Genomic DNA, 25,364 nt, shown 5'->3' with positions numbered 1-25,364 from the left:
TGCGGGATGACAGCCGAATCCTTCCAGTCCGACAGGGACACGGACGACTTCGAGCCGCCCCCGCCGACCGGGCTGCTGGACGTCCTGAGCGTGGCCGCGATGGTCGTGGACGTCGACGGACGCGTCGTGTTCTGGACCCCGCAGGCCGAGGAGCTGTTCGGATACAGCGCGCAGGAGGCGCTCGGCAAGTACGCGGCCCGGCTGTTCATCCACCCCGAGCATCTGAAGTCGGTGGTCAAGCTGTTCACGGAGGTGCTGGAGACCGGCCGGAGCTGGGCGGGTGCCTTCCCCATCCGGCACAAGGACGGCAGCACCCGCGTGATGGAGTTCCGCAACATGCGGCTCCAGGACGATCTCGGGGACATGTACGCCCTCGGCATCGCCGCCGACCACAGTCTGCTGCAGCGCGTGGAGACCGACCTCGCCCTGTGCGAACGGCTGATCAACCAGTCCCCGATCGGCCTCGCCCTCCTCGACCCCGATCTGCGGTACCTCCTGGTCAACCCGGCGCTGGAGCGCATCGACGGCATCCCCGCCGAGGACCATGTGGGCCGGCGGCTGAGGGAGACGCTGCCGCTGCCTGACGTCGGCACCATCGAGAGTGCGCTGCTCCAGGTGCTCACCACTGGGACCCCGCTGCTCGACCAGTACCACGTGGGCCGCCCGCCGACCGACCCCGACCACGAACACGCCTGGTCGCTGTCCTTCTACCGCCTGGAGGACCCGGGCGGGCGGGTGCTGGGGGCGGCCGCCTCGGTCGTCGACGTCACCGAACGGCACCGGGCGGCCGCCGAGGCCGACCGCGCCCGGCGCCGCCTCGCCCTCATCGCGGATGCCTCGGTGCGGGTGGGCACCACGCTGGAGGTGGAGGAGACCGCCCGTGAGCTGGCCGAGATCGCCGTGCCGCAGCTGGCCGACGTGGTCGCCGTGGACGTCCTCGACTCCGCGCTGGCCTGCCGCCGCTCACGCAGACCGGACGACGGCCCGGAGCTCTTCCGCGCTCTCGCGCTCAAGGCGGCCCAGCCGACGGTGGCGCTGCGCGCGGCCGACCCGCCCGGCGGCCTCGCGGCCTACGAGGGGGACCGCCTGGTCACCCTGTGCGTGCACACCGGCCGGCCGGTCCTGGTACGGCACGTCAGCGACCACGATCTGCCGCGCATCGCCCGGGACGCCGAGGCCGGCTCGCTGCTGGCGCGCGCGGGCGTCCACTCCTACCTGGCCGTACCGCTGATCGCCCACGGCGAGATACTCGGCGCGCTGGACCTCAAGCGCACCACCAACCCGCTCCCCTTCGACGAGGACGACGTCGTCCTCGCGAGCGAGCTGGCCGGGCGCGCGGCCGTGGCCATCGACAACGCCCGCTGGTTCCAGAGCGTGCGCAACACCGCCCTCACCCTTCAGCGCAGCCTGCTGCCCGACCATCCGCCGCAGCACGCGGGGCTCGAACTCGCCTCCCGCTACCAGCCCGCCCAGGCCACCAGCGAGGTCGGCGGCGACTGGTACGACGTCATCCCCCTCAACGACGACCGGACCGCCCTGGTCGTCGGCGACGTCATGGGCAACGGCATCGACGCCGCCGCCACCATGGGCCGGCTGCGCACCGCCACCTGCGCCTACGCGGACCTCGACCTCGCCCCCGACGACGTGCTCCAGCACCTCGACAAGATCACCTGCGATCTGGAGCACTACATCGTCACCTGCCTCTACGCGGTGTACGACCCGCGCACACGGCTGTGCCAGTTCGCCAACGCGGGCCACATGCCGCCCGCCCTGGCCGGACCCGACCGCGCCCCCGAGCTGCTCGACCTGCCCTCCGGCGCCCCGCTCGGTGTCGGCGGCATCGCCTTCGAGACCACCACGGCCCGCCTCGACCCCGGCGACCTGCTGGTCCTCTACACCGACGGCCTCGTCGAGACCCGCCACCACCCCATCGACGACCGCCTCGGCGTGCTGCTCGGCTTCCTCGACGAACCCCACCGGCCCCTGGAGGAAACCTGCGACCTCCTGCTCTACGGCCTGCGCCACCCCGACGACCACGACGACGTCGCCCTGCTCGTCGCCCGGGCCCTCTAGCCGGGGCGCGGCGGGGAACGCGAGTGGCGGGAGAGGCGTCCTCCTTCATGAAAGGAAACGGGGGCGACAAGATGAGTGACAAGGCACGGAAGCTGTTCGAGGCGCTCGACCTCGACCACAGCGGAACACTGACCCGCGAAGAGGTAATCATCGCCCTGCGGACCAAGGGCCCGACCCTGGCCGCGTCGGGAGATCTGCCGTTCTGGGCCCTGGGGGACGCCGATGCCTCCTCCGCCCTCTTCGACGCCGCCGACCAGAACGGCGACGCCATGCTGACCCTGGAGGAGTTCGCGGCCCTGGTGGACCGCCGCTTCGGCTGGCACTGACTCGGGCCGGCGCAGCTTCGGCGGACGATCGGCCGAGGTCAGCTGCGCTGCCGTCGGGCCTGCTTCACCTCGCGGTCGACGGCCCAGGCGTCGCCGACCGGGCCGAGGTGAGCGAGCTTGTCGGGGTTGAGCACCGCCCGGACGGTCTGGATCCGGCCGTCGAGGACATCGAGGGCCATGGTCTGCAGGATCCTGCCGTCCCGGTCGCGGAAGATCGCGCCGGGCTGGCCGTTGACCTCGTGCAGCTCGAACGTCACGTCGATCCGGATCAGCCAGGGGAACACGGTGCCCAGCAGCCGGGCCACGTTCTCCGCGCCCGCGACCGCCCTGGCCAGCTGCGGAGCCTTGCCTCCGCCGTCCCCGACCAGCTGGACGTCGGCAGCCAGCAGGTTCTGCAGCCCGCCCACATCGCCGTTCTTCAGCGCGTCGAAGAACCGCGTCGCCAGCTCCTCGCGGTCCTCACGGTCCGCCGCGAACCGGGGCCGGCCGTCCTGCATGTGCCGCCGGGCCCGTACCAGCAGCTGCCGGCATGCCGCCTCCGAACGCCCCACCGCCGCCGCGATGTCGTCGAAACCGAAGGCGAACACCTCGCGCAGCACGAACACCGCCCGCTCCAGCGGGCTGAGCCGCTCCAGCAGCACCAGCGCCGCCATCGACACCGAGTCGGCCAGCTCCACCGACCGCTCCGGATCCTGGTACGGGTCGCTGAGCAGCGGCTCGGGAAACCACGGCCCGACATACTCCTCCCGCCGCACCCGCGCGGAACGCAGCACATCGATCGAGATCCGGGTCACCACGGCCGACAGATACGCCTTGGTCGACGTGGGCCGGGTCGCCGAGCCGTCGAAGCGCAACCACGCCTCCTGCACCGCGTCCTCGGCCTCACTCACGCTGCCCAGAATCCGGTAGGCGATCGAGAACAGCAGCGGCCGCAGCTCCTCGAACTCCTCGACCTTGCTCACACCGGTCCCCTTCCCCCGTGAGCTGCTCCCCCGTCGCGCGTCCATGGTGTGCTCCTCTGCCGTCGTCACTGACCACACCCTCTGAGACGGGGCGGCCCGACACCCTGTGACATGGCCGAATGTGACCTGCGTCTCCCAACCGCCAAAGCGCCTTCGGAGCGCCGATTCACACCCTGTCGGGGGTGGGCCGCACGTTGCTGCGCGTACTCGGCCGCCGGGCCGCCACCCACCCGAACACCACCACCGAGCACACCGCCGCGAACGCGCACCAGGTCGAGACGAACTCCAGCCGCCACAGCGCCCAGCACACCACCGCGCCCACCCCGGCGAGCACACCGAACGCCACCAGCCGGCGGTCACCGGACAGCAGCAGGGCGCCCACCGTGGCCAGCAGATACCCCGCGATCAGAACGCCCGCATGCGGCAGCCCGATGACATAGCCGACGGTGTGCCCACGGATCTCGGCCCGCACGGGACGGGTGGCGACGGCGTACGCCAGCACTCCCGCGGTCGCGACACCGGACGCCACGGGAATCGACAGCCGGGCCGCGGCATCCCGCGGGACGGCGCTCAGCACGGCCAGCGGCACCCACACCGCCAGCAGGGGAAGGGCGATCACGGCCCAGACGACGGTGGCCCATCCGGTGCCGCCCCCGACCTGCCACACCCGCGCCTCGACCAGCTGATGGACACCGAGCAGCACCGGCAGCGCGGCAAGGGGGAGATCGCCGATCCGGTGCACGCGCGCCACGCAGGCCACCCCCACGCAGGTGATCCCGGCGCCCGCCGCGAGATCGGCTGTCGCACTCCAGCACATGGCACCACCTTGGCGGCGACGGCTCGTCAATTCCAGCGGTGCCCCCGGCGACGCAGGAGTCTCAGCCACGTTTGCGGAGGTACGCGTCCAGCTCGGCGGCACCGGTCAGCATCGCCCGCCCGCGGGCGGACAGCCGGCTGCGCCAGTCCCGCGGTGCGGTCTCCAGGGGCTCCAGTCCTCCGGCCGCCCGCACCTTGCTCGACCAGCGGGGCGATCTGCTCCAGGAAATAGCCGCCCGGTCTGAACTGGTGGGCCAGCCGTGCGTCCCGCACATCGAACCCGTCGTAGACGCGGTACCCGGTCAGCGGGTCGCGGCGCGGGCGCGCCAGCCCGGCGTGCTCCCAGTTGCGCAGCCTCGCGGACCGGATCCCGAGCCTGCCCGCCAGCGGACCGATGAACGTGCCGCCGGGCCCGGCGCCGGCGTCCCGCGCGGAAGCCGTGGCGGGATCCAGGTCGCGCAGGGCGCTCTCCACAGCCTGGAAGGTACGGCGCTCCTGGAGGAGCCGGGCGCCCGTAGGGCTGCCGCGCGAAGGCCTGGTCGACGTCTCCGACTTCCTGCGGCTGGGCCCGCTGCTCGCCCTGGAGCGCCGCCCCACCGAGCCGCGTGGCCGCACGGTGTTCCTCCAGGTCCGCGCCATCGCCCGGCAGAGGACGGCCGATGTGGTCAGGCAACTGTTCCCGGACCTGGGGTATGCCCTCGCCGGCGCCGACGGCCCGTTCGTGCACCGCGAGATCAACGGTGCTGCCGTCGACCTGGTCGCGATGTTCGAGCTGCACGCGCGGCTGCTCTACGACGCCGCGACCCGCATGCGCGGCCGTGGAACGGCCGCCTGCCGCATTCGCTTCTATCGTGGGAGCACACTGACGGTTGGCGCCAAGGCAGGCAGCACATGAGGAAACCGCAACCGATCGACTACGCGGCGGTCTTCCAGGCCCTGCCCGGCATGGTGGCGCTGCTGACGCCCGAGCTGGTCTACGTCGACGTCAACGACGACTTCGCGCAGCTGGCGGGGCGCTCTCGTGAGCAGCTCCTCGGCCGCTACATCTTCGACGTCTTTCCGGAGAACCCGAACGATCCGGCCGCCGCCGGCATGCGGGAGACCCGGGAGTCGATGCTGCGCGTGGTGGCCACCGGCGAGCGGGACACCATGGCGGTGCTCCGCTACGACATCGAGGACGCCCAGCGGCCCGGCCACTGGCAGGAGCACTTCTGGAGCCCCGTCAACGCGCCCGTCCTCGGCCCGGACGGGAAGGTGGTGCTGGTCGTGCACCGGGTGGAGGAGGTCACCGAGCTCCTGCGCGCCCGCGGCAGCCTGACCGGCAGCGACCGGGCAAGCGTGCTGGAGGCCGAGCTCTACACCCGGGCCCGGGAACTGCAGGAGGTCAACGAGCGGCTGCGCCGGGCCCACGCCCACGAGCGTGAGGTCGCCCTGGCCCTGCAGACGGCGATGATGCCCACCCCGAGGCATCTCGGTCCTCATCAGGCGGCCGTGCGCTACCGGCCGGCCATCGGTGACCTGAACGTGTGCGGCGACTGGTACGACCTGGTGGACCTGCCGGGCAACCGGATGGCGGTCGCGGTCGGCGATGTCGTGGGCCACGGACTGGCGGCCGCCTGCGCGATGGGGCAGCTGCACAGCGCGCTGAGTGCGGCCACCCGGGTCGCCGACGGACCGGCGCAGGCCCTGGAGGCCCTCGACATGTACGCCTGCTCGGTCGACGGGGCCGAGTCCGCCACGGTGGCGACGACCATCATCGACTGGGGCGGGCACGGCATCACCTACAGCTGTGCCGGCCATCCGCCGCCCGCCGTGCTGCACCCCGACGGCACCGTGTCCTTCCTGGACCAGGCCACCGACCCGCCGATCGACGCGCGCCCCCGTCACGTCGCCCGCCCGCAGGCCCGTGTGTCCTTTGCCGAGGGCGACACCCTGGTGCTGTACACCGACGGGCTGATCGAGCGCCGCGGCGAGGACATCGACACCGGCCTGGGCCGCCTCGCCGACTGCCTGGCCCGCCACCGCCGGACCGCTCCCGAGGCGCTGGCCGACGCCCTGCTGGCCGACCTCCTCCCCGCCACGGGCAACACCGACGACACCGCGCTGGTCGTCGTCAGCCTGTAGCCGACGAGCCCGATTCCGACGCGTTCCTGCCGAGACGGCCGCTCACGCCGGCCGGCGCTCACCCATGCCCGTCGTACTGCACATGGCACCCCAGGCGTCCCCCAAAGCGCGAAAGACCTTCCCCTTTGACATCGTTCCGGGTCTTTGCGGCAAGGCCGCCTACGGATTCGCCTCAGTCTCCCCCGTACTCAGCAGGAGGTACACCGCATGGTCGGCAGACATGCAGCGCGCAGGCGCCGCGCCGCCCTGGCCACACTCGGCACCCTCGTCCTCACCGGGATCCCCGCGGCCGCGGCGGCCGCCCCGCCGCCCGCACCCGGGCCCCTGCCCGCCGGGGCCCGGTCGCTCGGCGCCGACAAGCCATCCGCTCAGATCCTCAGCGCGATGCAGCGCGACCTGCGTCTGACGCGGGCGCAGGCGGCCACCCGGCTGGTCAACGAGGAGGAGGCGGGCACCCGCGCGGGCCGGCTGCACAACGCCCTGGGCGGGCACTTCGCCGGAGCCTGGGTGAGCGGGAAGACCTCCGCCGATCTCACCGTCGCGACCACCCATGCGGAGGACGTGCCCGCCATCAAGGCGCAGGGCGCCAAGGCCGTGGTCGTCAAGGCGCCGCTCAGCGCCCTCGATGCCGTCAAGGCGAAGCTGGACGCGGCCGCCGTCCGCGTGAAGACGCACGACACCCCGGTCTGGTACGTGGACGTGCCGGCGAACCGGGTCGTCGTCGAGGCGACGAGGCAGTCGGCGGCCGCCGCCTTCCTCAAGGCCGCCGGGGTGGAGGACCGCGGTGTGGCGGTCCGGCTGACGACGGACCGGCCGCGGCTGATGGCCGACCTCGTCGGCGGTGAGGCCTACTACATCAACAACGCCGCCCGCTGCTCCATCGGCTTCTCCATCACCAAGAGCCAGCAGCAGGGCTTCGTCAGCGCGGGGCACTGCGGCAAGGCCGGCGACAAGACCACCGGCTACAACAAGGCCGACCAGGGCACCTTCCAGGCGTCCACGTTCCCCGGCAAGGACATGTCCTGGGTGGCCGTCAACAGCGACTGGACCGCCACGGCCGACGTCAAGGGGTCGGGCGGCAGGAACACGCAGGTCGCCGGCTCGGTGCAGGGGCTCGTCGGGGCGTCGGTCTGCCGCTCGGGCTCCACCAGCGGATGGCACTGCGGCACGATCCAGCAGCACGACGCGTCGGTCGACTACGCCCAGGGCACCGTCGACGGCCTGACCCGGACCTCGGTGTGCAGCGAACCCGGTGACTCCGGCGGCCCGTTCCTGTCCGGCGCCCAGGCGCAGGGCGTCACCTCCGGCGGCTCGGGCGACTGCACGGCCGGAGGGACCACCTTCTACCAGCCGGTCAACCCGATCCTCAGCACCTTCGGCCTCACCCTGAAGACCGCGTCCGTGCAGACCGGCCCGCCCGCGCCGCAGGGCGCCGGCACGGCGAACGCCTGGGCCGCCGGCCGGGTCTACGAGGTCGGCGCCACGGTGACCCTCGCGGGCGTGCGCTACCAGTGCCTGCAGACCCACCAGGCGCAGGGTGCCTGGTCGCCGGAGGGCACGCCGGCCCTGTGGCAGCGGATGTAGCGGCCGCGGAGGCTTGCGGTGCGGGGGCCCGGCCCCCGCACCGTCCGCTCTCACCGGACGAGTTCCGCGACCCTGGTCGCCCTGCCCAGCAGCCATTCCAGCGGCCCGCGCCGGAAGTACCGGGCCCACAGCGTCGCGAACACGGTCACGGCGGCGATGAAGCCGAGCAGTACGTGCAGCGGAGAGCCGGGCAGTTCCTCGATGCCGAGGAAGTGGATGCCGACGATGTGGAACACATAGGCCGTCAGGGACATCGATCCGACGGCGATGACCGGGCGGGCCAGCCGGTGGAAGCGCGGGAAGGCGTCGACCACGGCGAGGCAGACGGCCAGGACGGCGATGGCCACTCCGGTGTTGGCCACGATCGACAGGGTCGTCTCACTGTGCGGTGAGGCCACCAGCAGGCCGGCCGGGGTCTCCCCGCTCGGGTAACCCCAGGTGTCGGACCACCAGGCCGACCCGGCCGAGCCGCCCTCACCCCAGCCCTCGGAGCTCAGCTTCGACAGCGCGCCGGGGACCAGGTGCAGGGCCAGCCAGGAGCCGCCGTAGCCGAGGACGGCGAGGCCGAGGCCGGTCAGCGCCAGGCGTGTGCGTACGGCGGTGGCGGCGAGGTCGAGGCGGGCCACGGCCATGCCGGCGATGACGAACGGGACCCAGGTCAGGGCCGGGTAGCTGCCGGTGAACAGCAGCGAGACGATGCCGTCGCCGCCCTCGGGCCAGGCCCAGATGCCGCCCGGGCCGCCGTCGGCGGTGCTCAGGGCGCCCTGCACGACGTACAGGATCTGGGGCAGGACCAGGGCGCTCGCCGCCGCGATGACCGCGAGGGGTCCGGCGCCGAGGCGGTACAGCGGGAGCACGAGCAGGAAGTACAGGCCGTAGAAGGCGAGGATCACCTCGACCGGTGTGCCGCTCAAAGTGAGTGCGGTGCCCAGGGCCAGCAGGATCAGCGCCCGGATGACGACCTTGGCGACCGCCTGGCGGCCCGCCCGGCCGGTCCTGGGGGTGCGCCAGCCGGTCATCAGCATGATCGAGAAGCCGGCCAGGAAGGCGAACAGGGCGGAGGCCCGGCCGTGCGCCAGCTCCATGAGGTGACCGGTGATGCCGCCTTCGGAGGTCGGGGCCGACATGGGCGGCGTACATGCCGTAGACCGCGAGGCCGCGGGCCAGGTCCACGCCGATCAGGCGGCCGACCTGGGCGCGTTGAGCCGCCGAAGCTCCGGCCGGTTCGTTCGCCGGGCCCCCGGGCCGGGCGGAGTGGGGCGCGAGGAACACCGTGTCATCTGCGTTCTGGGTCATGTCTCCAGGCTGGAGAACCGTCCGGGCAGGGAGTATCCGGCGGGTGTCCGGTCCTCCCCCGCCACCTGGCGGGGGCGCCCCCCGGACGGCGGGACAGGGCCCCCCGAGTGGCGGGAGTGCGTAGCCGTGCAGACTCATGAGGAGTTTGGCGCCCTACGGTCGGGACTACGGTCGGAGCGACAGCGCCGATCAGCAGCAACCGAACGTGCGGCCGGGGACGTACGCACAACGACGACGAGGCGGACCGCACGTGATCCGGGTAGTGGTGGTGGACGACGAGGCCCTGGTGCGGTCCGGGTTCCGGCTCATCCTGAACGCGGCCGACGACATCGAGGTCGTCGCCACCGCGCAGGGCGCCGACGCGGTCGAGACGATCCAGCGGGAGCGCCCGGACGTCGTCCTGCTCGACATCCGGATGCCCGACGTCGACGGACTGACCGTACTGCGGCAGCTGCGGGCACTGCCCGACGCTCCCGTGGTCGCGATGCTGACCACGTTCGACGCCGACGAGTACATCGTCACCGCGCTGCGGACCGGCGCGGCCGGCTTCCTGCTCAAGGACACCGAACCCGATCAACTGGCCCAGCTGGTACGGACATTGGCCGCCGGCGGGGTGGTCATGTCGCCGAAGGCCTCCCGTGCCGTCTGGCAGAACCACCCCGGCACGACCGCGCTGGACGACGCCGAGGCCGACCGGGTGGGACGGCTGACCGAACGGGAGCGCGGGGTGCTCGTACTGATCGCGGAGGGGCTGTCCAACACCGATATCGGCGCCCGTATCCACCTCAGCGCGGGCACCGTGAAGGACCACGTCAGCGCGATCCTCACCAAGCTGCGGGTCGGCAGCCGGGTGCAGGCCGCGCTGCTCGCACAGCGGGCCGGACTGCTGGACGGGGCGACGGGCTCGGAGTCGGGTCGATGAGCGCGCTCCGGCCGTGGTGGGCGCGCATCCCCGATCCGGTCGTCGACCTCGCGGTGCCGGCCGTCGCGGCCGCCGACGTGTGGTTCAGCCTGGGGGACGAAGGTCCCCTCGCGCGGGCGATGGCCGCACTCGCCTGCGCCGTGCTCCTGGTCCGTCGGCGGTTTCCGCTCCCGGTGTTCCTGCTCACGCTCCCGGCCAGTCTGATGCTGGACATCGTGTTCGCCCCGTTCGCGGCGCTGTTCACACTCGCCGAGCGGTCCCGCAACCGGCGCCTCCTCGTTCTGTGCGCGGTGCTGTTCGGTCTCGCCTCCGCCGCCCCCTGGCCACTCGACGACGTCTCGGCGCACGACCGCACCGGGACGCTGATCTACTCCTTCTACACGCTGGCCACGGCCGCGGCCCCCGTGCTGCTGGGCCAGCTCCTGCAGGCGCGGCGGGATCTGGCGCAGCGGCTCGTCGAGATCGAGGAGGCCAGGGAGCACGAGCGGCTGCTGCACTCCCAGGCGGTGCTGGCCCGCGAACGTGCCCAGCTCGCCCGGGAGATGCACGACGTCGTCTCCCACCAGGTCAGTCTGATCGCCGTACAGGCGGGTGCGCTCCAGGTCGCCGTGCGGGACCCGGATGTAGCGGAGGGCGTGCGCACCATCCGCACACTCAGCGTCGACACGCTCGACGAGCTGCGGCACATGGTCACGCTGCTGCGTGCCTCCGGCGGCCGCGCCACCGAACTGACCCCGCAGCCCACGCTCGCCGACCTGCAGAAGCTGGTCGCGACCAGCGGCATCGACACGGAACTGACCGGCGGGCTCCCGCCGGACATCGGCACTCCCGCGCAGCGTGCGCTCTACCGCACCGTGCAGGAGGCTCTCACCAACGTGCGCAAACACGCGCCGGGCGCCACCGCCGTCGTGCACCTGTGGCACGAGTCCGGCGATTACGGCGTGACGGTCACGAACTCGCCGTCCACCCGCCCCTCGCTGCCCCTGCCCGGCTCGCAACAGGGTCTCATCGGCCTCAAGGAGCGGGTCGAACTCCTCGACGGCACCTTCGAGTCCGGCCCCACGGAGGAGGGCGGCTACCGGGTGTGGCTACGGCTGCCGGTCCACGGGGACTGAGGCGGCGGGTGCGGGCACTCGGACGTGGTCTCCGCCCCGGAGGGCGAAGACCACGTCGGTCCGGTATCCGCTCAGATGTACTCGGTCGCCGCGTCCAACAGCCAGTCCGTCAGGTAGCCGGCGAAGGACGAGCGGACCAGGACCCAGAAGCCGGCCCCGGGTTCGTCCCGGGCGACCAGGACGACCTGGGTGCGGCCCAGCGTCGTCTGGGCGCAGCGGCCCGCGCCGAAGGCGCGCGGGTGCAGGTCCAGTGCGCAGCCGTGGGCCAGCAGGTCGCGGGCCCTGGAGCCGGAGACGAGGAGGGTGGTGCGCTGGGCGGAGACGTCGGTGACGGAGACGGGCTCCTCTCCGACGGCCTCCCGGATCCGGGTCTCCAGATCCCGCTCGCTGCCCGGCGGGCGCACCACCAGCCATTCGTCCGGGCCGAGCCACAGCGCGGTCGACTCCCCCGCGCGAATGGCCGTGTCGGGTTCGAGCGGCAGCTGCAGGCCCAGCGCGAGCCCGACCGCGTCGGCCGCTCCCCCCTTGGCGTCCAGGCGGACGTTCACCTGGGCCAGGAAGGGGAGTTCGGCCAGCCGGACGGCACCCTGGGAGGTGCGGGTCGCGGCGGCCAGGCGGTCGGCGTAGGGCGACAGGGGGCTGCGGGGCGGGGCGGTGAGTGCGGTGTCAGCCATCGCGGCGGGCTCCCTCGGGGTCGTAGAGGACGGGGCCGGCGACGGTCACCGGCACCAGACGGTCGCGCGCGACGGCGTACAGCCGCTCACCGATCCGTTCCCGGCCGCCCTTGATCAGGGCCAGCGCGAAGGTCCGGCCGAGGGCGGCGCTGCGGTAGCTGGAGGTGACGTGGCCGAGCATCGGGACGGGCGGCGCGGGCAGTTCGCTGTCGGCGACCACCTGGGTGCCCTCGGGGAGGAAGGTGCCGGGGTCCTCCGGGAGCAGGCCTACCAGGTGCTTGCGGTCCGGGCGGACGGCGTCGGCGCGGGCGAAGGAACGCTTGCCGATGAAGTCCCGCTTCTTCTTCGACACCGCCCAGCCCATGCCGAGGTCGTGCGGGGTGATCGTGCCGTCGGTGTCCTGCCCGATGATCGGGTAGCCCTTCTCGGCGCGCAGCACGTGCATGGTCTCGGTGCCGTACGGAGTGATGTCGTACGGGGCACCGGCCTCGTCCAGCGCCTCCCACAGGGCGAGGGCCTGCCACGGCGACACGTTGATCTCGTAGGCGAGTTCACCGGAGAAGCTGATCCGGCACACGCGCGCCTCGATGCCCGCGACGGTCGTCTCCCGCCAGGCCATGAACGGGAAGTCGTCGTTGGAGACGGCCAGTTGGGGAGCGAGGGAGCCGAGAACCTCGCGGGACTTCGGGCCGACCAGGGCGACCGTGGCCCACTGCTCGGTGACCGAGGTGCAGTGCACCTTCAGCTCGGGCCACTCGGTCTGCAGCCACTCCTCCATCCAGTCCAGTACGGTCGCCGCGTTGCCGGTGGTCGTGGTGACCAGGAAGCGGTCGGGGGCGAGGCGGATGACCGTGCCGTCGTCGAAGACCATGCCGTCCGGCTTGCACATCACGCCGTAGCGGATCATGCCGACCTTCAGGGTGCTCATCATGTTGGTGTAGAGCAGGTCGAGGAAGACGCCGGCGTCCGGGCCCTGTACGTCGATCTTGCCGAGGGTGGAGGCGTCCATGAACCCCACGCTGTCGCGGGCGGCGGCGCACTCGCGCAGCACGGCCGCTTCCATGTCCTCGCCGTCCTGGGGGTAGTACCAGGGGCGCTTCCACTGGCCGACGTTCTCGAACAGGGCGCCGTGTTCGACGTGCCACCCGTGCAGGGCGGTGGTGCGGACCGGGTCGCTCAGCACACCCCGGTCCCGGCCGGCCAGGGCCGCGAAGGAGACGGGCGTGTAGGGCGGCCGGAAGGTGGTCGTGCCGAGCGCGGAGATGTCCACGCCGAGCAGGTCGGCGACCACGCCGCTCGCCAGGACGCCGGAGGTCTTGCCCTGGTCGTTGGCGGTGCCTGCCGTGGTGTAGCGCTTGGTGTGCTCCACCGAGCGCATGCCGGCGCCGGTCGAGCGGGCCAGGTCGTCGACGGTGACGTCGCGCTGGAGGTCGACGAAGCGGGGGGCGCCCTCGCGGCCGGGGACGGTGAAGACCTGCATGGGCGGCGTGGCCTGCGGCTGGACGGGCACGGCCGGGAGCGCCGGGGCGTCCGGGGTGTAGCCCTCGGCCTCGATCGCGCGGGCACCGGCGGCGGCTCCCTGGGCGAGCACGGCGGCCAGGCCGAAGGTGCCGTTCGCGCTGCCCGCGACCTCGACGGCCTGCCGGACGACGTCGGGCACGAAGGTGCCGAGCGTCTCGTCGTGGCGGAGCTTGCCGCCCGCCTGGCTGAACAGGTGCGCCACCGGGTTCCAGCCGCCGGAGACCAGCAGCAGGTCCGCGGCGAACTCCCGCTGCGCGACGGTCTGTCCGAACGGCGCCACGCTCACGGCGGTCAGCCGCGCCTCGCCCTCCGTGCCGGTCACCGCGTATCCGGCGAGCACCTCGATGCCCGCGGCGCGGGCGCGGTCCGCCCACTCGCCGGGTGCGGGGCGGGTGTCGACGATCGCCGCGATCCCGACGCCCGCCGCGGCGAGGTCCAGTGCGGCGGCGTAGGCGCTGTCGTTGGTGGTGAACACGACCGCGTGACGGCCGGGCAGGACGCCGTGCCGGTGCAGGTGGGTGCGGGCCGAGGCGGCCAGCATGATGCCGGGGCGGTCGTTGTCCGCGAAGGCCAGCGAGCGCTCGTGGGCGCCGGTGGCGAGGACGACGCGGCGGGCGCGGATGCGGTGGACGCGCTCGCGGGACACGTTCTCCGGGGCCGCGGCGCCGAGGTGGTTGGTGCGGCGCTCCACGGCGAGGAGGTGGTTGTCGTCGTAGTACCCGAAGACGGTGGTACGGCGCAGCACGCGCACCTCGGGGGCGGCCTCCAGCCGGGCGCCCAACTCTTCCGCCCAGTCGAGGAGTTCGCCGGTGCCGAGGAGGCTGCCGCCGAGTTCGGGGCGGTCGTCGGCGAGGATGACGCGGGCGCCGCTGCTCGCCGCGGCCGCTGCCGCCGCGAGACCGGCCGGGCCGGCGCCGACGATCAGCAGGTCGCAGTGGGCGTGTACGGCGTCGTAGCGGGCGGGGTCCGGTCGGGTGGCCAGACGGCCCTGGCCCGGGAGGCTGGTGGCGACCAGGCCGTCGTAGAGCTCGACGGTGGTGGCCGGGAGCATGGGCTCGGGGAAGGGTTCCTCGATCTGGATGACGGCGTTGGGTTCTTCCACGCCGGCGGAGAAGATGCCCCGGGGGCGGCCGAGTCTGATGCTGGTCGCTGCGGTGATCACTCCGTTGGCCAGGAGGGCCGAGGCCAGGGTGTCGCCTCGGTAGCCCTGGTATTCGGTGCCGTCGAAAGTGAACGTGAGGGGTTCGGCGCGGTTGATGCGGCCGCCGGTCGCGAGGCGGAAGCCCGTTGCCGTGGACGTCACGGGGGGCTCCGCCCCCAGACCCCCGATCGGCCCTGAAGGGGCCTCGTCCTCAGACGCCGGACGGGCTGGTTGCGCCGGCCGCGGCTCGACAGTGGCCGCGGGCGAGGCTGGAGTGACCGGCCGGGGTTCGACAGTGGCCGGACGCTCCTCCCCCGCCCGGTACACCGCCAGGATCTCGTTCGTCGACGTGTCCCGTACCGCGTTGAACCAGCGGCGGCAGCCCGCCGAGTGGCTCCAGCGTTCGGCGAAGGGGCCCTTCGGGTTGTCGCGGAAGAACAGGTACCTGGCCCACTCCTCGTCGGTCAGCGCCGACGGGTCCTGCGGGTACGCCACATGCGCCTGGCCGCCGTAGTGGAACTCGGCTTCGTCGCGGGGCCCGCACCACGGGCATGAGATCAACAGCATGGTTCGGGCTCCCTAGTGGGCCACCGCGGCAGCGCCGTGCTCGTCGACGAGCGCGCCGGTGGTGAAACGGTCGAGCGAGAAGGGGGCGTTGAGCGGGTGGGGCGTGTCGTGGGCGATGGTGTGGGCGTAGACCCAGCCGACGCCGGGGGTGGCCTTGAAACCGCCCGTGCCCCAGCCGCAGTTGAGGTAGAGGTTGTCGACGGGGCTGAGGCCGACGATCGGCGAGGCGTCGGGGCTGACGTCGACGATGCCTCCCCAGGTGCGCAGGACGTGGGCGCGGGCGAAGACCGGGAAGAGCTCCAGGGCCGCGGCCATCTGCTCCTCGATGATGTGGAAGGCGCCGCGCTGGGTGTAGGAGTTGTAGGCGTCGATGCCCGCGCCCATCACCAGCTCGCCCTTGTGCGCCTGGCTGACGTACACATGGACGGCGTTGGACATGACCACGGTGGGGTGGACCGGTTCCAGGAGCTCCGAGACCAGGGCCTGAAGCGGGTGGCTCTGGACCGGGAGGTCGATGCCGGCCATGGCGGCGAGGACCGAGGTGTGGCCCGCGGAGCACAGGGCCACCTTGCCGGCCGCGATGGGGCCCAGGTTGGTCTGGACTCCGACCACTCGGCCGCCGACCACGTCCAGGCCGGTGACCTCGCAGTTCTGGATGATGTCGATGCCTGCCGCGTCCGCGGAGCGGGCGAAGCCCCAGGCCACGTAGTCGTGCTTGGCGATGCCTGCACGGGGCTGGTAGGTGCCGCCGAGGACCGGGTAACGCACGTCGGGTGAGATGTTGACGATCGGGCAGACCTCTTTGACCTGCTCGGCGTCGAGCCACTCGGCGTCGACGCCGTTGAGGCGGTTGGCCTCGACACGGCGGACGCTGTCGCGGACGTCCTGGAGGCTGTGGGCGAGGTTGAGGACGCCTCGCTGGGAGAAGAGAATCGGGTAGTCCAGCTCCTCGTCCAGGCCCTCCCACAGTTTGAGGGCGTGCTCGTAGATGCCGGCGCTCTCGTCCCACAGGTAGTTGGAGCGGATGATCGTGGTGTTGCGGGCCATGTTGCCGCCCGCGAGCCAGCCCTTCTCCAGTACGGCGACGTTGGTGATGCCGTGGTTCTTGGCCAGGTAGTGGGCGGTGGCCAGGCCGTGGCCGCCGCCGCCCACGATCACGACGTCGTACGACCGCTTCGGCTCGGGGTTGCGCCAGAGGAAGTCCGGGTGGTCGGGGAGGTCGGCGCCGGGGGTGGTGGGGCTCATCGGGCGTCTCCTGAGGTACCGGAAAGGTGCGGGTAGAGCGGGTGCCTGGCGGCCAGGGCCTCGGTACGGGCGCGCAGGGCGGCGATGTCGGGCTCCGGCTGGAGGGCCAGCGCGATCACGTCGGCGACCTCCGTGAAGTCCTCCTCCGTGAAGCCGCGGGTGGCCAGCGCCGGGGTGCCGATGCGCAGGCCGGACGTCACCATCGGCGGGCGCGGGTCGAAAGGAACGGCGTTGCGGTTGACCGTGATGCCGATCTCGTGGAGGAGGTCCTCCGCCTGGCGGCCGTCCAGCGGCGATTCGCGCAGGTCCACCAGGACCAGGTGGACGTCCGTGCCTCCGGTGAGGACCTTCACGCCGGCTGCCGCCGCGTCGGACTGCGTCAGCCGCTCGGCCAGGATGCGGGAGCCGGCCAGGGTGCGGGCCTGGCGTTCGGCGAACTCCGGGGACGCGGCGACCTTGAAGGACACCGCCTTCGCGGCGATGACGTGTTCGAGAGGGCCGCCCTGCATGCCGGGGAACACCGCCGAGTTGATCTTCTTGGCGAGGTCGGCCTCGTTGGTGAGGATGACTCCGCCGCGCGGGCCGCCGAGCGTCTTGTGGGTGGTCGTGGTGGTGACATGGGCGTGCGGGACCGGGTTCGGGTGGAGTCCCGCCGCGACGAGGCCCGCGAAGTGCGCCATGTCGACCATCAGCAGCGCGCCGACCTCGTCGGCGATCCGGCGGAAGGCCGCGAAGTCCAGCTGCCTGGGGTAGGCCGACCAGCCCGCGATGATCATCTTGGGGCGCTGTTCCTTGGCGAGCTGCTCGACCTCGTCCATGTCGACCAGGTTGTCGGCCTCGGACACGTGGTAGGGCACCACGTTCAGCATCTTGCCGCTGTAGTTGATGCGCATGCCGTGCGTGAGGTGGCCGCCGTGCGCGAGGTCCAGGCCGAGGATGGTGTCGCCGGGCTGGAGCAGCGCGAAGAAGACCGCTGTGTTGGCCTGGGCTCCCGAGTGCGGCTGGACGTTGGCGTAGCCGGCGCCGAAGAGGGACTTGACGCGCTCGATCGCGAGCCGCTCGGTGACGTCGACGTGTTCGCAGCCGCCGTAGTAGCGGCGGCCGGGGTAGCCCTCGGCGTACTTGTTGGTCGCGACCGAGCCCTGGGCCTCCATCACGGCGGTGGGGGCGAAGTTCTCGGAGGCGATCATCTCCAGGGTGGACTGCTGGCGGTGCAGTTCGGCGGCGAGCGCGGCGTGGACCTCGGGGTCCAGCTCGGCCAGGGGGGTGTTCAGCGCGTTCATACGGCGTTCGCGTTCCTCTCGGCGGCCTCGACGACGTTGGCGAGCAACATCGCGCGGGTCATGGGGCCCACGCCCCCGGGCATCGGCGCGAGCCAGCCGGCGACCTCGGCGGCCGCCGGGTGGACGTCGCCGACCAGCCCGTTCTCGGTGCGGGTGATGCCGACGTCCAGGACGGCCGCGCCGGGGCGCAGCATGTCCCTGGTGATCAGTCCGGGCGATCCCGCCGCCGCGATGACGATGTCCGCCTCGCGTACGTGCCAGGACAGGCCCTTGGTGCCGGTGTGGCAGAGGGTGACGGTGGCGTTCTCGGAGCGACGGGTCAGGAGGAGGCCGATGGGCCGTCCGACGGTGATCCCGCGTCCGATCACGCACACCCGGGCGCCCGCGAGGGGCACCTGGTAGCGGCGGAGCAGTTCGACGATGCCGCGCGGGGTGCAGGGCAGCGGCGCCTCGGTGCCCAGGACGAGCCGGCCGAGGTTGACGGGGTGCAGTCCGTCGGCGTCCTTGGCCGGGTCCATGCGGGCCAGTACGGCGCCCGCGTCCAGGTGCCCCGGAAGCGGGAGCTGGACGATGTAGCCGGTGCAGGCCGGGTCGGCGTTGAGTTCGTCGATGACGTCCTCGACCTGCTGCTGGGTCGCGTCCGCGGGCAGATCGCGGCGGATGGAGGCGATGCCCACCTGCGCGCAGTCCCGGTGCTTGCCGCCGACGTATGCGTGACTGCCGGGGTCGTCGCCGACGAGGACGGTACCGAGGCCCGGCGGCCGTCCGCCGTCGGCGGTCAACTTGGCGACGCGCTCGGCGAGTTCGCGTCGGATCTTGGCGGCGGTGGCCTTGCCGTCAAGCACCTGTGCGGTCACGGACGGCACTCCTTCCCATAGGGCAACTGCAGCTTCTCAAGGGGCGCGAGGAACGGCGCGACCCGCCACGACTCACCTGCACACGATCGACAACCCATCGAGGCAACGCCTACGAACCACTCACCCACGAAGACGGGACATAGTCGGGTCGAACAGAGGCTCCTCGGCCACGACCGCCTCGATGCGCTGATCGAAGTACCCGATCTGCAACGCGGTCCCAGGAGTGGCCAGCTCACTCGGCAGCCACGCATACGCGATGCCCTTGCCGATCGTGTAGCCGTACGCGGCACTCGTGACATACCCGACTGCGCTCTCACCGTCGTACACCGGCTCCTTGCCCATGACGACCGACCGCGGGTCGTCGATGGTGAGGCAGGTCAGCCTGCGCCCCACGTTCTCCTTGCGGAGCAACAGTGCCGCCTTGCCGATGAAGTCACCCTTGTCCAGCTTCACGGCGAACCCGACCCCGGCCTCGTACGGGTCGTGCTCGTAGGTCATGTCGGTGCCGAAGGACCGGTACCCCTTCTCCAGGCGGAGGCTGTTGAAGGCGCCGCGGCCGGCGATGATGCCGCCGAGCGGCTTCGCCGCCTGCCACAGGGTGTCCCAGAGCTTCTGGCCCTGGTCGGCGGTGGTGTACAGCTCCCAGCCGAGTTCACCGACGTACGACAGGCGCATCGCGGTCACCGGCACCGAGCCGATGTAGGCGTGCTTGGCGCGGAAGTACTTGAGGCCGTCATTGGAGAAGTCCTCGTCCGTCAGCGGCTGCAGGACCTTGCGGGCCAGCGGTCCCCACAGTCCGATGCAGCAGGTGCCGGGGGTGATGTCGCGGACCTGGACGGTCCCGTCGGCGGGCAGGTGGCGGGTGAACCAGTCGAGGTCCAGGTTGCCGTTGGCGCCGACTTGGAAGAGGTCGCGGGCCAGGCGGGCGACGGTGACGTCGCTGCGGATGCCGCCGTCGTGGTCGAGCAGCAGGGTGTACGTCACCGAGCCGACGGACTTGGCGACCTTGCCGGTGACCAGCTTCTCCAGGAAGTCGGCGGAGCCGGGGCCGCTGACTTCCAGGCGCTTGAGGGCTGTCATGTCGTACAGGGCGACGGTCTCGCGGGTGGCCTGCGCCTCCGCGCCGACGATGGGCGACCAGTACTGCGCCGCCCAGTCGCCCGGGGTCGGGATGTTGCGGCCTTCGACGAGGGAGGCGTTGGCCTCGTACCACTGCGGGCGCTCCCAGCCGTTGGCCTCCAGGAAGAAGGCGCCGTGCTCCTGCTGGCGGGCGTGGAAGGGGCTGGTGCGGATCGGGCGCGGCTTCCCGGACGGCTGGAGGGGGTGGAGGATGTCGTAGACCTCCACGAAGTTCTGGCAGTCGCGGGCCAGGACGTACTCCGGGGAGAGCTGGTGCGGCTCGAAGCGGTTGACGTCGCACTCGTGCAGGTCGAAGGAGGAGCAGTAGCCGTCGACCAGCCACTCGGCCATGGCCCGGCCGACGCCCGCGGAGTGCGTGACCCAGACGGCCTCGGCGACCCAGAAGCCCTTGACGTCGCTCGACTCGCCGAGCAGCGGGAAGTTGTCGGTGGTGAAGGAGAACAGGCCGTTGATGCCCTCCTCGACCTTGGCCTCCTGCGTCGCGGGGAGCAGGGACTGGGTCTCGGCCCAGGCCGGCTCGAAGTCCTCCTCGGTGAACTTCAGGACCGACGGCATGGGCGCGGTCTCGTCGAAGGCGAGGATCTCGTCGGCGGTGATCGGCATCGGGCGGTGGCCGTAGTAGCCGATGCCGATACCGTCGAAGCGGTCGCGGTAGTAGAGGTCGGCGTCCTGGTGCCGCAGGATCGGGCGGACCGCCTCCTCGGTCTGGCCGGCGAGCGCGGGCACGGGCCCGGTCCAGGCGAGCTGGTGGGCGAGCGGGGTCAGCGGGAGGTTCATGCCCACCATGCGGGCGATCTTCGGGCCCCAGATGCCGGCGCAGCACACCACGATGTCGGCCGCGATCTCGCCCTGGTCGGTGAGGACGCCGGTGACGCGGCCGTCGGCCTGCTGGACGTCCAGGACCTCGTGGCGGGCCAGGAAGGTCACGCCGCGCTCGGTGGCGCGGCGGATCTGTGCCTCTACCGCGAGGACCGCCTTGGCCAGGCCGTCCGTGGGGACGAGGAGGCCGCCGAGGACCTTGTCCCGGTTGACCAGGGGGTGCCGCTCGACGCACTCGTCGGCGCTCAGCAGCCGGGCCTCGATGCCCCAGGCGGTGATCCAGCCGTGGCGGCGGTGCAGTTCCGCGAGGCGCTCGGGGGTGGTCGCCACTTCGAGGCCGCCGACCTGGAGGAAGCAGGGCTTGCCGTCGACGTCGAGGGAGCAGAACTTCTCGACGGTGTAGCGGGCCAGTTCGGTCATGGTCTTGGAGGAGTTGGTCTGGAAGACCAGGCCCGGCGCGTGCGAGGTGGAGCCTCCCGTGGCGGGCAGCGGGCCCTGGTCGACCACGGTCACTTCGGTCCAGCCTCGCGCGGAGATCTCGTCAGCGAGGGCCGCTCCCACGACGCCTGCTCCGATGATCACCACTCGGGGTCCCGCCATCGCCGCACCTCCGAAATTCAAACCGTCGAGTTGCCTTCTGCGCAACGTGATTCAGGTTGCGCAACTCAGCGTGCCTGTCGCGGGAGGGGGTGTCAAGAGGGCTGTGACGTCGGAAAACGGGCCGAAACACGCACCCGGACACGGCGATGCCCGGCGGGCGGTACGCGCAGATGCGCGCACCGCCCGCCGGGCATGTCCGACCGGCCTCGGGACTCGGCTACTTGATCCAGGCGTCGACCTTGTCCTTGTTGGCCTCGACCCACTTCTTGGCCGCCGCGTCGTCCGTCATCTTGTCCTGGGCGATGTACTTGGCGACCTCGTTCTGGTCGTCGTTCGTCCAGTTGAAGTTCTTGACCAGCTTGTAGGCGGGGCTGCCGGCCTTGGCGAACTTCGCGCTGACGATCTTGTTGAGGTTGTAGACGGGGTAGTCGCAGGCGACCTTCGCCGCGTCGGTGTCGCAGCCCGTCTTGTAGGCGGGCAGGCTGACCTTCTTCAGCGGCACCTCGGACAGGAACCACTGCGGCTCGTAGAAGTAGCCGATCACCCACTGCTTGTTCTTCTCGGCGGTGCGGAAGGCCTGGATGAGCGCCGTCTCGCTGCCCGCGTACACCACCTTGAAGTTCAGCTTCAGGTTCTTGACCAGCGCCTCGTCGTTGGTGACGTACGACGGGTCGCCGTCCAGGAGCTGGCCCTTGCCGCCCGACTCGGACGTCTTGAACTTCGACGCGTACTTGTTGAGGTTCTTCCAGTCGAGGATGTCGGGGTGCGCCTTGGCCAGCCACGGCGGCACGTACCAGCCGATGATGCCTTTGTTGCCGGTCGGGCCGGCGTCCACGGCGGTCTTCTGCTGGTCGATGTACTTCTTCACCAGGTCGGGGTGGCCCCAGTTCTCCAGGACCGCGTCGACCTCGCCGGTGCCGAAGCCCTGCCAGGCGATCTCTTCCTTGAGGTTCTTCTTGGTGACCGTACAGCCGAGGTTGTGCTGGGCGACGTACGCGACGACCGCTGCGTCCGCCTCGTAACCCACCCACGGGTTGACGGCCAGGTTGAACGTGCCGCACTTGCCCGAGCTGCCCGAGCCCGCGGAGGAGCTGTCGCCGACCTTCGCCCCGCCGCACGCGGTGAGGGTGAGGCCGAGGACGGCCAGGCCGGCCGCGCCGGCTCGCCAGTGTCTTGCCATGGTGTCGTGCTCCTTAAGCGCTGGCGCGGCGCGCCGCGGCCTGAGTGATCCGGTCGAACATGACTCCGAGAAGGACGATGGCCACACCCGCGGCAAGCCCCTTCCCGTACAGCTGCCCCTGGGAGAAACCGGCCACGACGTCGTAGCCGAGAGCGCCTGCACCTACCAGGCCGCCCACAACAACCATCGACAGCACGTAGATCAGGCCCTGGTTGGTCGCGAGCGTCAGGGCACTGCGTGACATCGGCAGTTGAACCTTGGTGATGATCTGCCAGGTGTTGCACCCGGCGGAGGTGGCCGCCTCCACGGTGGTCTCGGGCACGGCCCGGATCCCGTCGGCGATGATCTTCATGGCGACGGGGGCCCCGTAGACGATCGCGGCGACGATGGCCGTGAAGCGGGTGGGGCCGAACAGCGCGAGGAACGGCACGAGGTAGACGAAGGGCGGCATGACCTGGGCGGCGTCCAGGGTGGGCCGGATCAGCCGGTCCACCATCATGCTGCGCCCCATCCACACCCCGAAGACGATGCCGAGCACCATCACCAGCACGGTCGCGACGAGCGTCGAGGCCAGGGTGGTCATGGCGTCCGACCACAGACCGGTGCCGACCAGCAGGCCCACGCACACGGCCGTGGTGAGCCCGGACTTCCAGCCGCCGAGCACCACGCCCAGCGCCACCAGCACCGCGCCGACGAGCCACCACGGGGAGTCGGTGACCAGCGTCTGGAACGGGTTGAGCAGACCGTTGGTGATGACGTCACGGATGGCGTTGGTGACGCCCGAGAGGCTGTCCTGCGCCCAGTTGGTCGCACTGTCCGCCGCGCTCGCGATGTGGCTGCCGACCGTGCCGTCACCGGGGAAGTCGGCCGCCCACAGGTAGGTGTGCGACAGGTAGATCAGGACCGCCGTGACCGCGGCACCGGCGGCCAGCAGGGGGCGCCGCCACTTCGCGAAGTCGTGCTTGGCGTTCCGCGCGTTCTCCTCGCGTGCGGCGGCCGCGGTGGTCACCCGGTCCAGCACGATCGCCATGACGACGATGGCGAGACCCGCGTTGAAGGCGGTGCCGACGTCGAGCGACTGCAGCGCCTGGAGGACGACCGGGCCGAGCCCTGGAGCGTTGATCAGGGCCGCGATGGTCACCATGGCCAGGGCGGCCATGATGGTCTGGTTGACGCCCATCACCACGGTCCGCTTGGACATCGGCAGCAGCACCTTCAGCAGCGACTGACGGCGGGTGGCACCGAGGGAGTCGGCCGCCTCGACGGTCGTCTTCGAGACGTTGCGGATGGCGTGCGCGGTGATGCGGATCGTCGGCGGGGCCGCGTAGACCACGGTGGCGATGGTGGCGGAGGCGCCGCCGATGAGGAAGAACAGGGTCAGCGGTGCCAGGTAGACGAAGGTCGGCATCGTCTGCATGAAGTCCAGGAAGGGTGTGACGATCCGGTTGAACCGGTCCGACAGCCCGGCCCACACCCCGAGCGGGATCGCGAACAGCAGCGCCACGAACACCGCGGAGAGCGTGAGGGAGAGGGTGTCCATGCTCTGCTGCCACAGCCCCTGCAGCCCGAAGAAGGTGAACCCGGCCACGGCCAGCAGCGCGACCCGCCAGTTGCCCAGGGCCCAGGAGACGTAGCCGACGATGCCGACGACGCCGAGCCAGCCGATCTCCGGGACCGGGCGGGCCCCGGACGGCTGGGAGATCAGGTGCTGGATGAAGGTCGCCAGGTTGTCGACGACCAGCCGGATCTCGTTGAAGAAGTACAGGAAGAGCGGGTTGGAGTTGCGGTTGGCGCCGATGGAGTCGTTGAGGTCGTTGATCCAGCGGTGCAGATCGGTCAGGTCGGCGGCCGCCAGCGTCAGCGTCTGCTTGCCGCGCAGTACGGCGAAGAGCACCAGCCAGACGACGAGGATCGCGCCGAGCACCATGGGCCGGCTGATCCTTCGGGCCGTCTTGACGGGCGCAACCGGTTCCGCAGCCTCCGTCGTCTCGGGTTTCTCCACGGCGACGGTCATCACGCGCCGCCTTCCTGCCCGGCGACCACCGCGAGGATCTCCTCGTCGCCGACGATGCCGAGCAGCTTGCCGTCCTCGACGACCTTGACGGGCTTGTCGGCCGCGAGCACCGCCCGGGTGGCCTCCTTCACCACGACGTCCGGGCCCAGCTCGGGGCCGTCCAGCTCGTCGCCGTCCTCCGGCGCCCGCATGATCCAGCGCAGGGTGAGGACGTCGCCGCGCGGCACGTCCTTCACGAACTCGCGGACGTAGTCGTCGGCCGGGGCGCCGACCAGTTCGTCGCCGGTGCCGCACTGGACCATCTTGCCGTCGCGCATGATCAGGATGCGGTCGCCCAGCTTCAGCGCCTCGGAAAGGTCGTGGGTGATGAACACCATGGTCTTGCCGACCTCGTGGTGCAGACGGATGACCTCGTTCTGCATGTCACGGCGGATCAGCGGGTCGAGCGCGGAGAACGGCTCGTCGAAGAAGAGCACGTCCGGGTCTCCGGCGAGCGCCCGGGCCAGGCCCACGCGCTGCTGCATACCGCCGGAGAGCTGGTCGGGGTAGGACTTCTCGTAGCCGGACAGGCCGACCAGCTCGACGACCTCCAGGGCCCGCTTGGTGCGCTCGGCCTTGCTCATGCCGCGGATCTCCAGGCCGAAGGCCACGTTGTCCACGACCCGGCGGTGCGGCAGCAGCCCGAAGTGCTGGAAGACCATGGAGAACTTGCGGCGGCGCAGGTCGCGCAGCCGGGCCGCGTCCGCCTCGCGGATGTCCTGGCCCTCGAAGACGACCTCGCCCGAGGTGGGTTCGATCAGCCGGGTCAGACATCGCACCAGGGTGGACTTGCCGGAGCCGGACAGACCCATGACGACGAAGACCTCGCCGGGCGCAACCTCGAAGTTGACATCACGTACGGCGGCGGTGCATCCGGTGCGGTCCATGAGCTCGCGGCGGCTGAGGCCGCACAGCTCCTCCGATTCCGGTACCCGGTCGGCCTTCGGCCCGAACACCTTCCACAGATTGCGCACGGATATGACGGGCGTGCCGTCCGAGTCCTGGGGGGTGCCACGCCGCTGCGGCACCTCTGTCTGTGTGGGGGTCACGATCGACCTCATTTCGG

At 71.4% G+C, this 25,364-nt stretch carries 18 protein-coding genes and 2 pseudogenes; 7 read left to right on the top strand and 13 right to left on the bottom strand.

Annotated elements, in window-relative coordinates:
- The first annotated feature begins 6 nt into the window (after positions 1-6).
- Together ACWC1K_RS27170 and ACWC1K_RS27165 are read left to right on the top strand one after the other, a co-directional pair.
- Positions 7-2,073 (top strand): SpoIIE family protein phosphatase, encoded by a 2,067-nt coding sequence (locus ACWC1K_RS27170; RefSeq protein ID WP_450835017.1) that lies wholly within the window; start codon positions 7-9, stop codon positions 2,071-2,073.
- Between the two features lie 71 nt (positions 2,074-2,144).
- Complete coding sequence (locus ACWC1K_RS27165) at positions 2,145-2,399, top strand: EF-hand domain-containing protein (protein ID WP_450835016.1); 255 nt, start codon at positions 2,145-2,147, stop codon at positions 2,397-2,399.
- Positions 2,400-2,437: 38 nt separating this feature from the next.
- On the opposite strand, the gene ACWC1K_RS27160 is transcribed toward ACWC1K_RS27165, so the two are convergent.
- The 3 genes and pseudogenes from ACWC1K_RS27160 to ACWC1K_RS27150 all read right to left on the bottom strand — a co-directional run.
- On the bottom strand, positions 2,438-3,361 hold the full coding sequence (locus ACWC1K_RS27160; RefSeq protein WP_450835014.1) for an RNA polymerase sigma-70 factor: 924 nt from the start codon (positions 3,359-3,361) through the stop codon (positions 2,438-2,440).
- Positions 3,362-3,527: 166 nt separating this feature from the next.
- The gene (locus ACWC1K_RS27155) at positions 3,528-4,178 is read right to left on the bottom strand and encodes a DUF6629 family protein (protein ID WP_450835013.1); all 651 of its coding nucleotides are present in this window, start codon (positions 4,176-4,178) and stop codon (positions 3,528-3,530) included.
- A gap of 61 nt (positions 4,179-4,239) precedes the next feature.
- Positions 4,240-4,687: pseudogene (locus ACWC1K_RS27150) on the bottom strand (MerR family transcriptional regulator); the annotation flags it as partial.
- Between ACWC1K_RS27150 and ACWC1K_RS27145 the strand changes: the two are divergent.
- From ACWC1K_RS27145 to ACWC1K_RS27135, 3 genes are all read left to right on the top strand, one after another.
- Positions 4,572-5,072 carry a hypothetical protein gene (locus ACWC1K_RS27145; RefSeq protein ID WP_450835011.1) on the top strand — a complete coding sequence of 167 codons (501 nt, stop codon included), beginning with the start codon at positions 4,572-4,574 and terminating at the stop codon, positions 5,070-5,072. The pseudogene ACWC1K_RS27150 and the gene ACWC1K_RS27145 overlap by 116 nt on opposite strands.
- Positions 5,069-6,301 carry a PP2C family protein-serine/threonine phosphatase gene (locus ACWC1K_RS27140; RefSeq protein WP_450835010.1) on the top strand — a complete coding sequence of 411 codons (1,233 nt, stop codon included), beginning with the start codon at positions 5,069-5,071 and terminating at the stop codon, positions 6,299-6,301. The genes ACWC1K_RS27145 and ACWC1K_RS27140 overlap by 4 nt, the downstream gene beginning before the upstream one ends.
- Before the next feature lie 207 nt (positions 6,302-6,508).
- The gene (locus ACWC1K_RS27135) at positions 6,509-7,885 is read left to right on the top strand and encodes an alpha-lytic protease prodomain-containing protein (protein WP_450835008.1); all 1,377 of its coding nucleotides are present in this window, start codon (positions 6,509-6,511) and stop codon (positions 7,883-7,885) included.
- Positions 7,886-7,935: 50 nt separating this feature from the next.
- On the opposite strand, the pseudogene ACWC1K_RS27130 reads toward ACWC1K_RS27135, so the two are convergent.
- A pseudogene (locus ACWC1K_RS27130) lies at positions 7,936-9,181 on the bottom strand (DUF418 domain-containing protein).
- A 250-nt stretch (positions 9,182-9,431) separates the two neighbouring features.
- Here ACWC1K_RS27130 and ACWC1K_RS27125 point away from each other — a divergent pair.
- Positions 9,432-10,103, top strand: coding sequence for a response regulator (locus ACWC1K_RS27125; protein ID WP_450835006.1), 672 nt, complete (start codon positions 9,432-9,434; stop codon positions 10,101-10,103).
- Positions 10,100-11,218 carry a sensor histidine kinase gene (locus ACWC1K_RS27120; protein ID WP_450835004.1) on the top strand — a complete coding sequence of 373 codons (1,119 nt, stop codon included), beginning with the start codon at positions 10,100-10,102 and terminating at the stop codon, positions 11,216-11,218. Before ACWC1K_RS27125 ends, ACWC1K_RS27120 begins: the two co-directional genes overlap by 4 nt.
- A gap of 71 nt (positions 11,219-11,289) precedes the next feature.
- Here ACWC1K_RS27120 and ACWC1K_RS27115 read toward each other — a convergent pair whose 3' ends face one another.
- The 9 genes from ACWC1K_RS27115 to ACWC1K_RS27075 form a co-directional block, all read right to left on the bottom strand.
- Positions 11,290-11,892 (bottom strand): sarcosine oxidase subunit gamma, encoded by a 603-nt coding sequence (locus ACWC1K_RS27115; protein ID WP_450835002.1) that lies wholly within the window; start codon positions 11,890-11,892, stop codon positions 11,290-11,292.
- On the bottom strand, positions 11,885-15,121 hold the full coding sequence (locus ACWC1K_RS27110) for a sarcosine oxidase subunit delta family protein (protein WP_450835000.1): 3,237 nt from the start codon (positions 15,119-15,121) through the stop codon (positions 11,885-11,887). Before ACWC1K_RS27110 ends, ACWC1K_RS27115 begins: the two co-directional genes overlap by 8 nt.
- Positions 15,122-15,133: 12 nt before the next feature.
- Complete coding sequence (locus ACWC1K_RS27105; RefSeq protein WP_450752352.1) at positions 15,134-16,366, bottom strand: sarcosine oxidase subunit beta family protein; 1,233 nt, start codon at positions 16,364-16,366, stop codon at positions 15,134-15,136.
- On the bottom strand, positions 16,363-17,649 hold the full coding sequence (gene glyA / locus ACWC1K_RS27100) for a serine hydroxymethyltransferase (RefSeq protein ID WP_450834998.1): 1,287 nt from the start codon (positions 17,647-17,649) through the stop codon (positions 16,363-16,365). Before glyA ends, ACWC1K_RS27105 begins: the two co-directional genes overlap by 4 nt.
- A complete protein-coding gene (locus tag ACWC1K_RS27095; protein WP_450834996.1) occupies positions 17,646-18,506 on the bottom strand; it encodes a bifunctional methylenetetrahydrofolate dehydrogenase/methenyltetrahydrofolate cyclohydrolase in 861 nt (286 codons plus the stop codon). Before ACWC1K_RS27095 ends, glyA begins: the two co-directional genes overlap by 4 nt.
- Positions 18,507-18,626: 120 nt before the next feature.
- Complete coding sequence (locus ACWC1K_RS27090; protein WP_450834995.1) at positions 18,627-21,065, bottom strand: GcvT family protein; 2,439 nt, start codon at positions 21,063-21,065, stop codon at positions 18,627-18,629.
- A 217-nt stretch (positions 21,066-21,282) separates the two neighbouring features.
- A complete protein-coding gene (locus ACWC1K_RS27085) occupies positions 21,283-22,245 on the bottom strand; it encodes an ABC transporter substrate-binding protein (protein ID WP_450834993.1) in 963 nt (320 codons plus the stop codon).
- A gap of 13 nt (positions 22,246-22,258) precedes the next feature.
- Positions 22,259-24,259: an ABC transporter permease gene (locus ACWC1K_RS27080; RefSeq protein ID WP_450834992.1), complete on the bottom strand. Its 2,001-nt coding sequence runs from the start codon at positions 24,257-24,259 to the stop codon at positions 22,259-22,261.
- Positions 24,259-25,347 carry a quaternary amine ABC transporter ATP-binding protein gene (locus tag ACWC1K_RS27075; RefSeq protein WP_450834990.1) on the bottom strand — a complete coding sequence of 363 codons (1,089 nt, stop codon included), beginning with the start codon at positions 25,345-25,347 and terminating at the stop codon, positions 24,259-24,261. Before ACWC1K_RS27075 ends, ACWC1K_RS27080 begins: the two co-directional genes overlap by 1 nt.
- Between the last annotated feature and the right edge of the window lie 17 nt (positions 25,348-25,364).

It is taken from the genome of Streptomyces sp. NPDC001492 (assembly GCF_053597275.1).
This window is presented reverse-complemented; position numbering and strand designations above follow the sequence as displayed.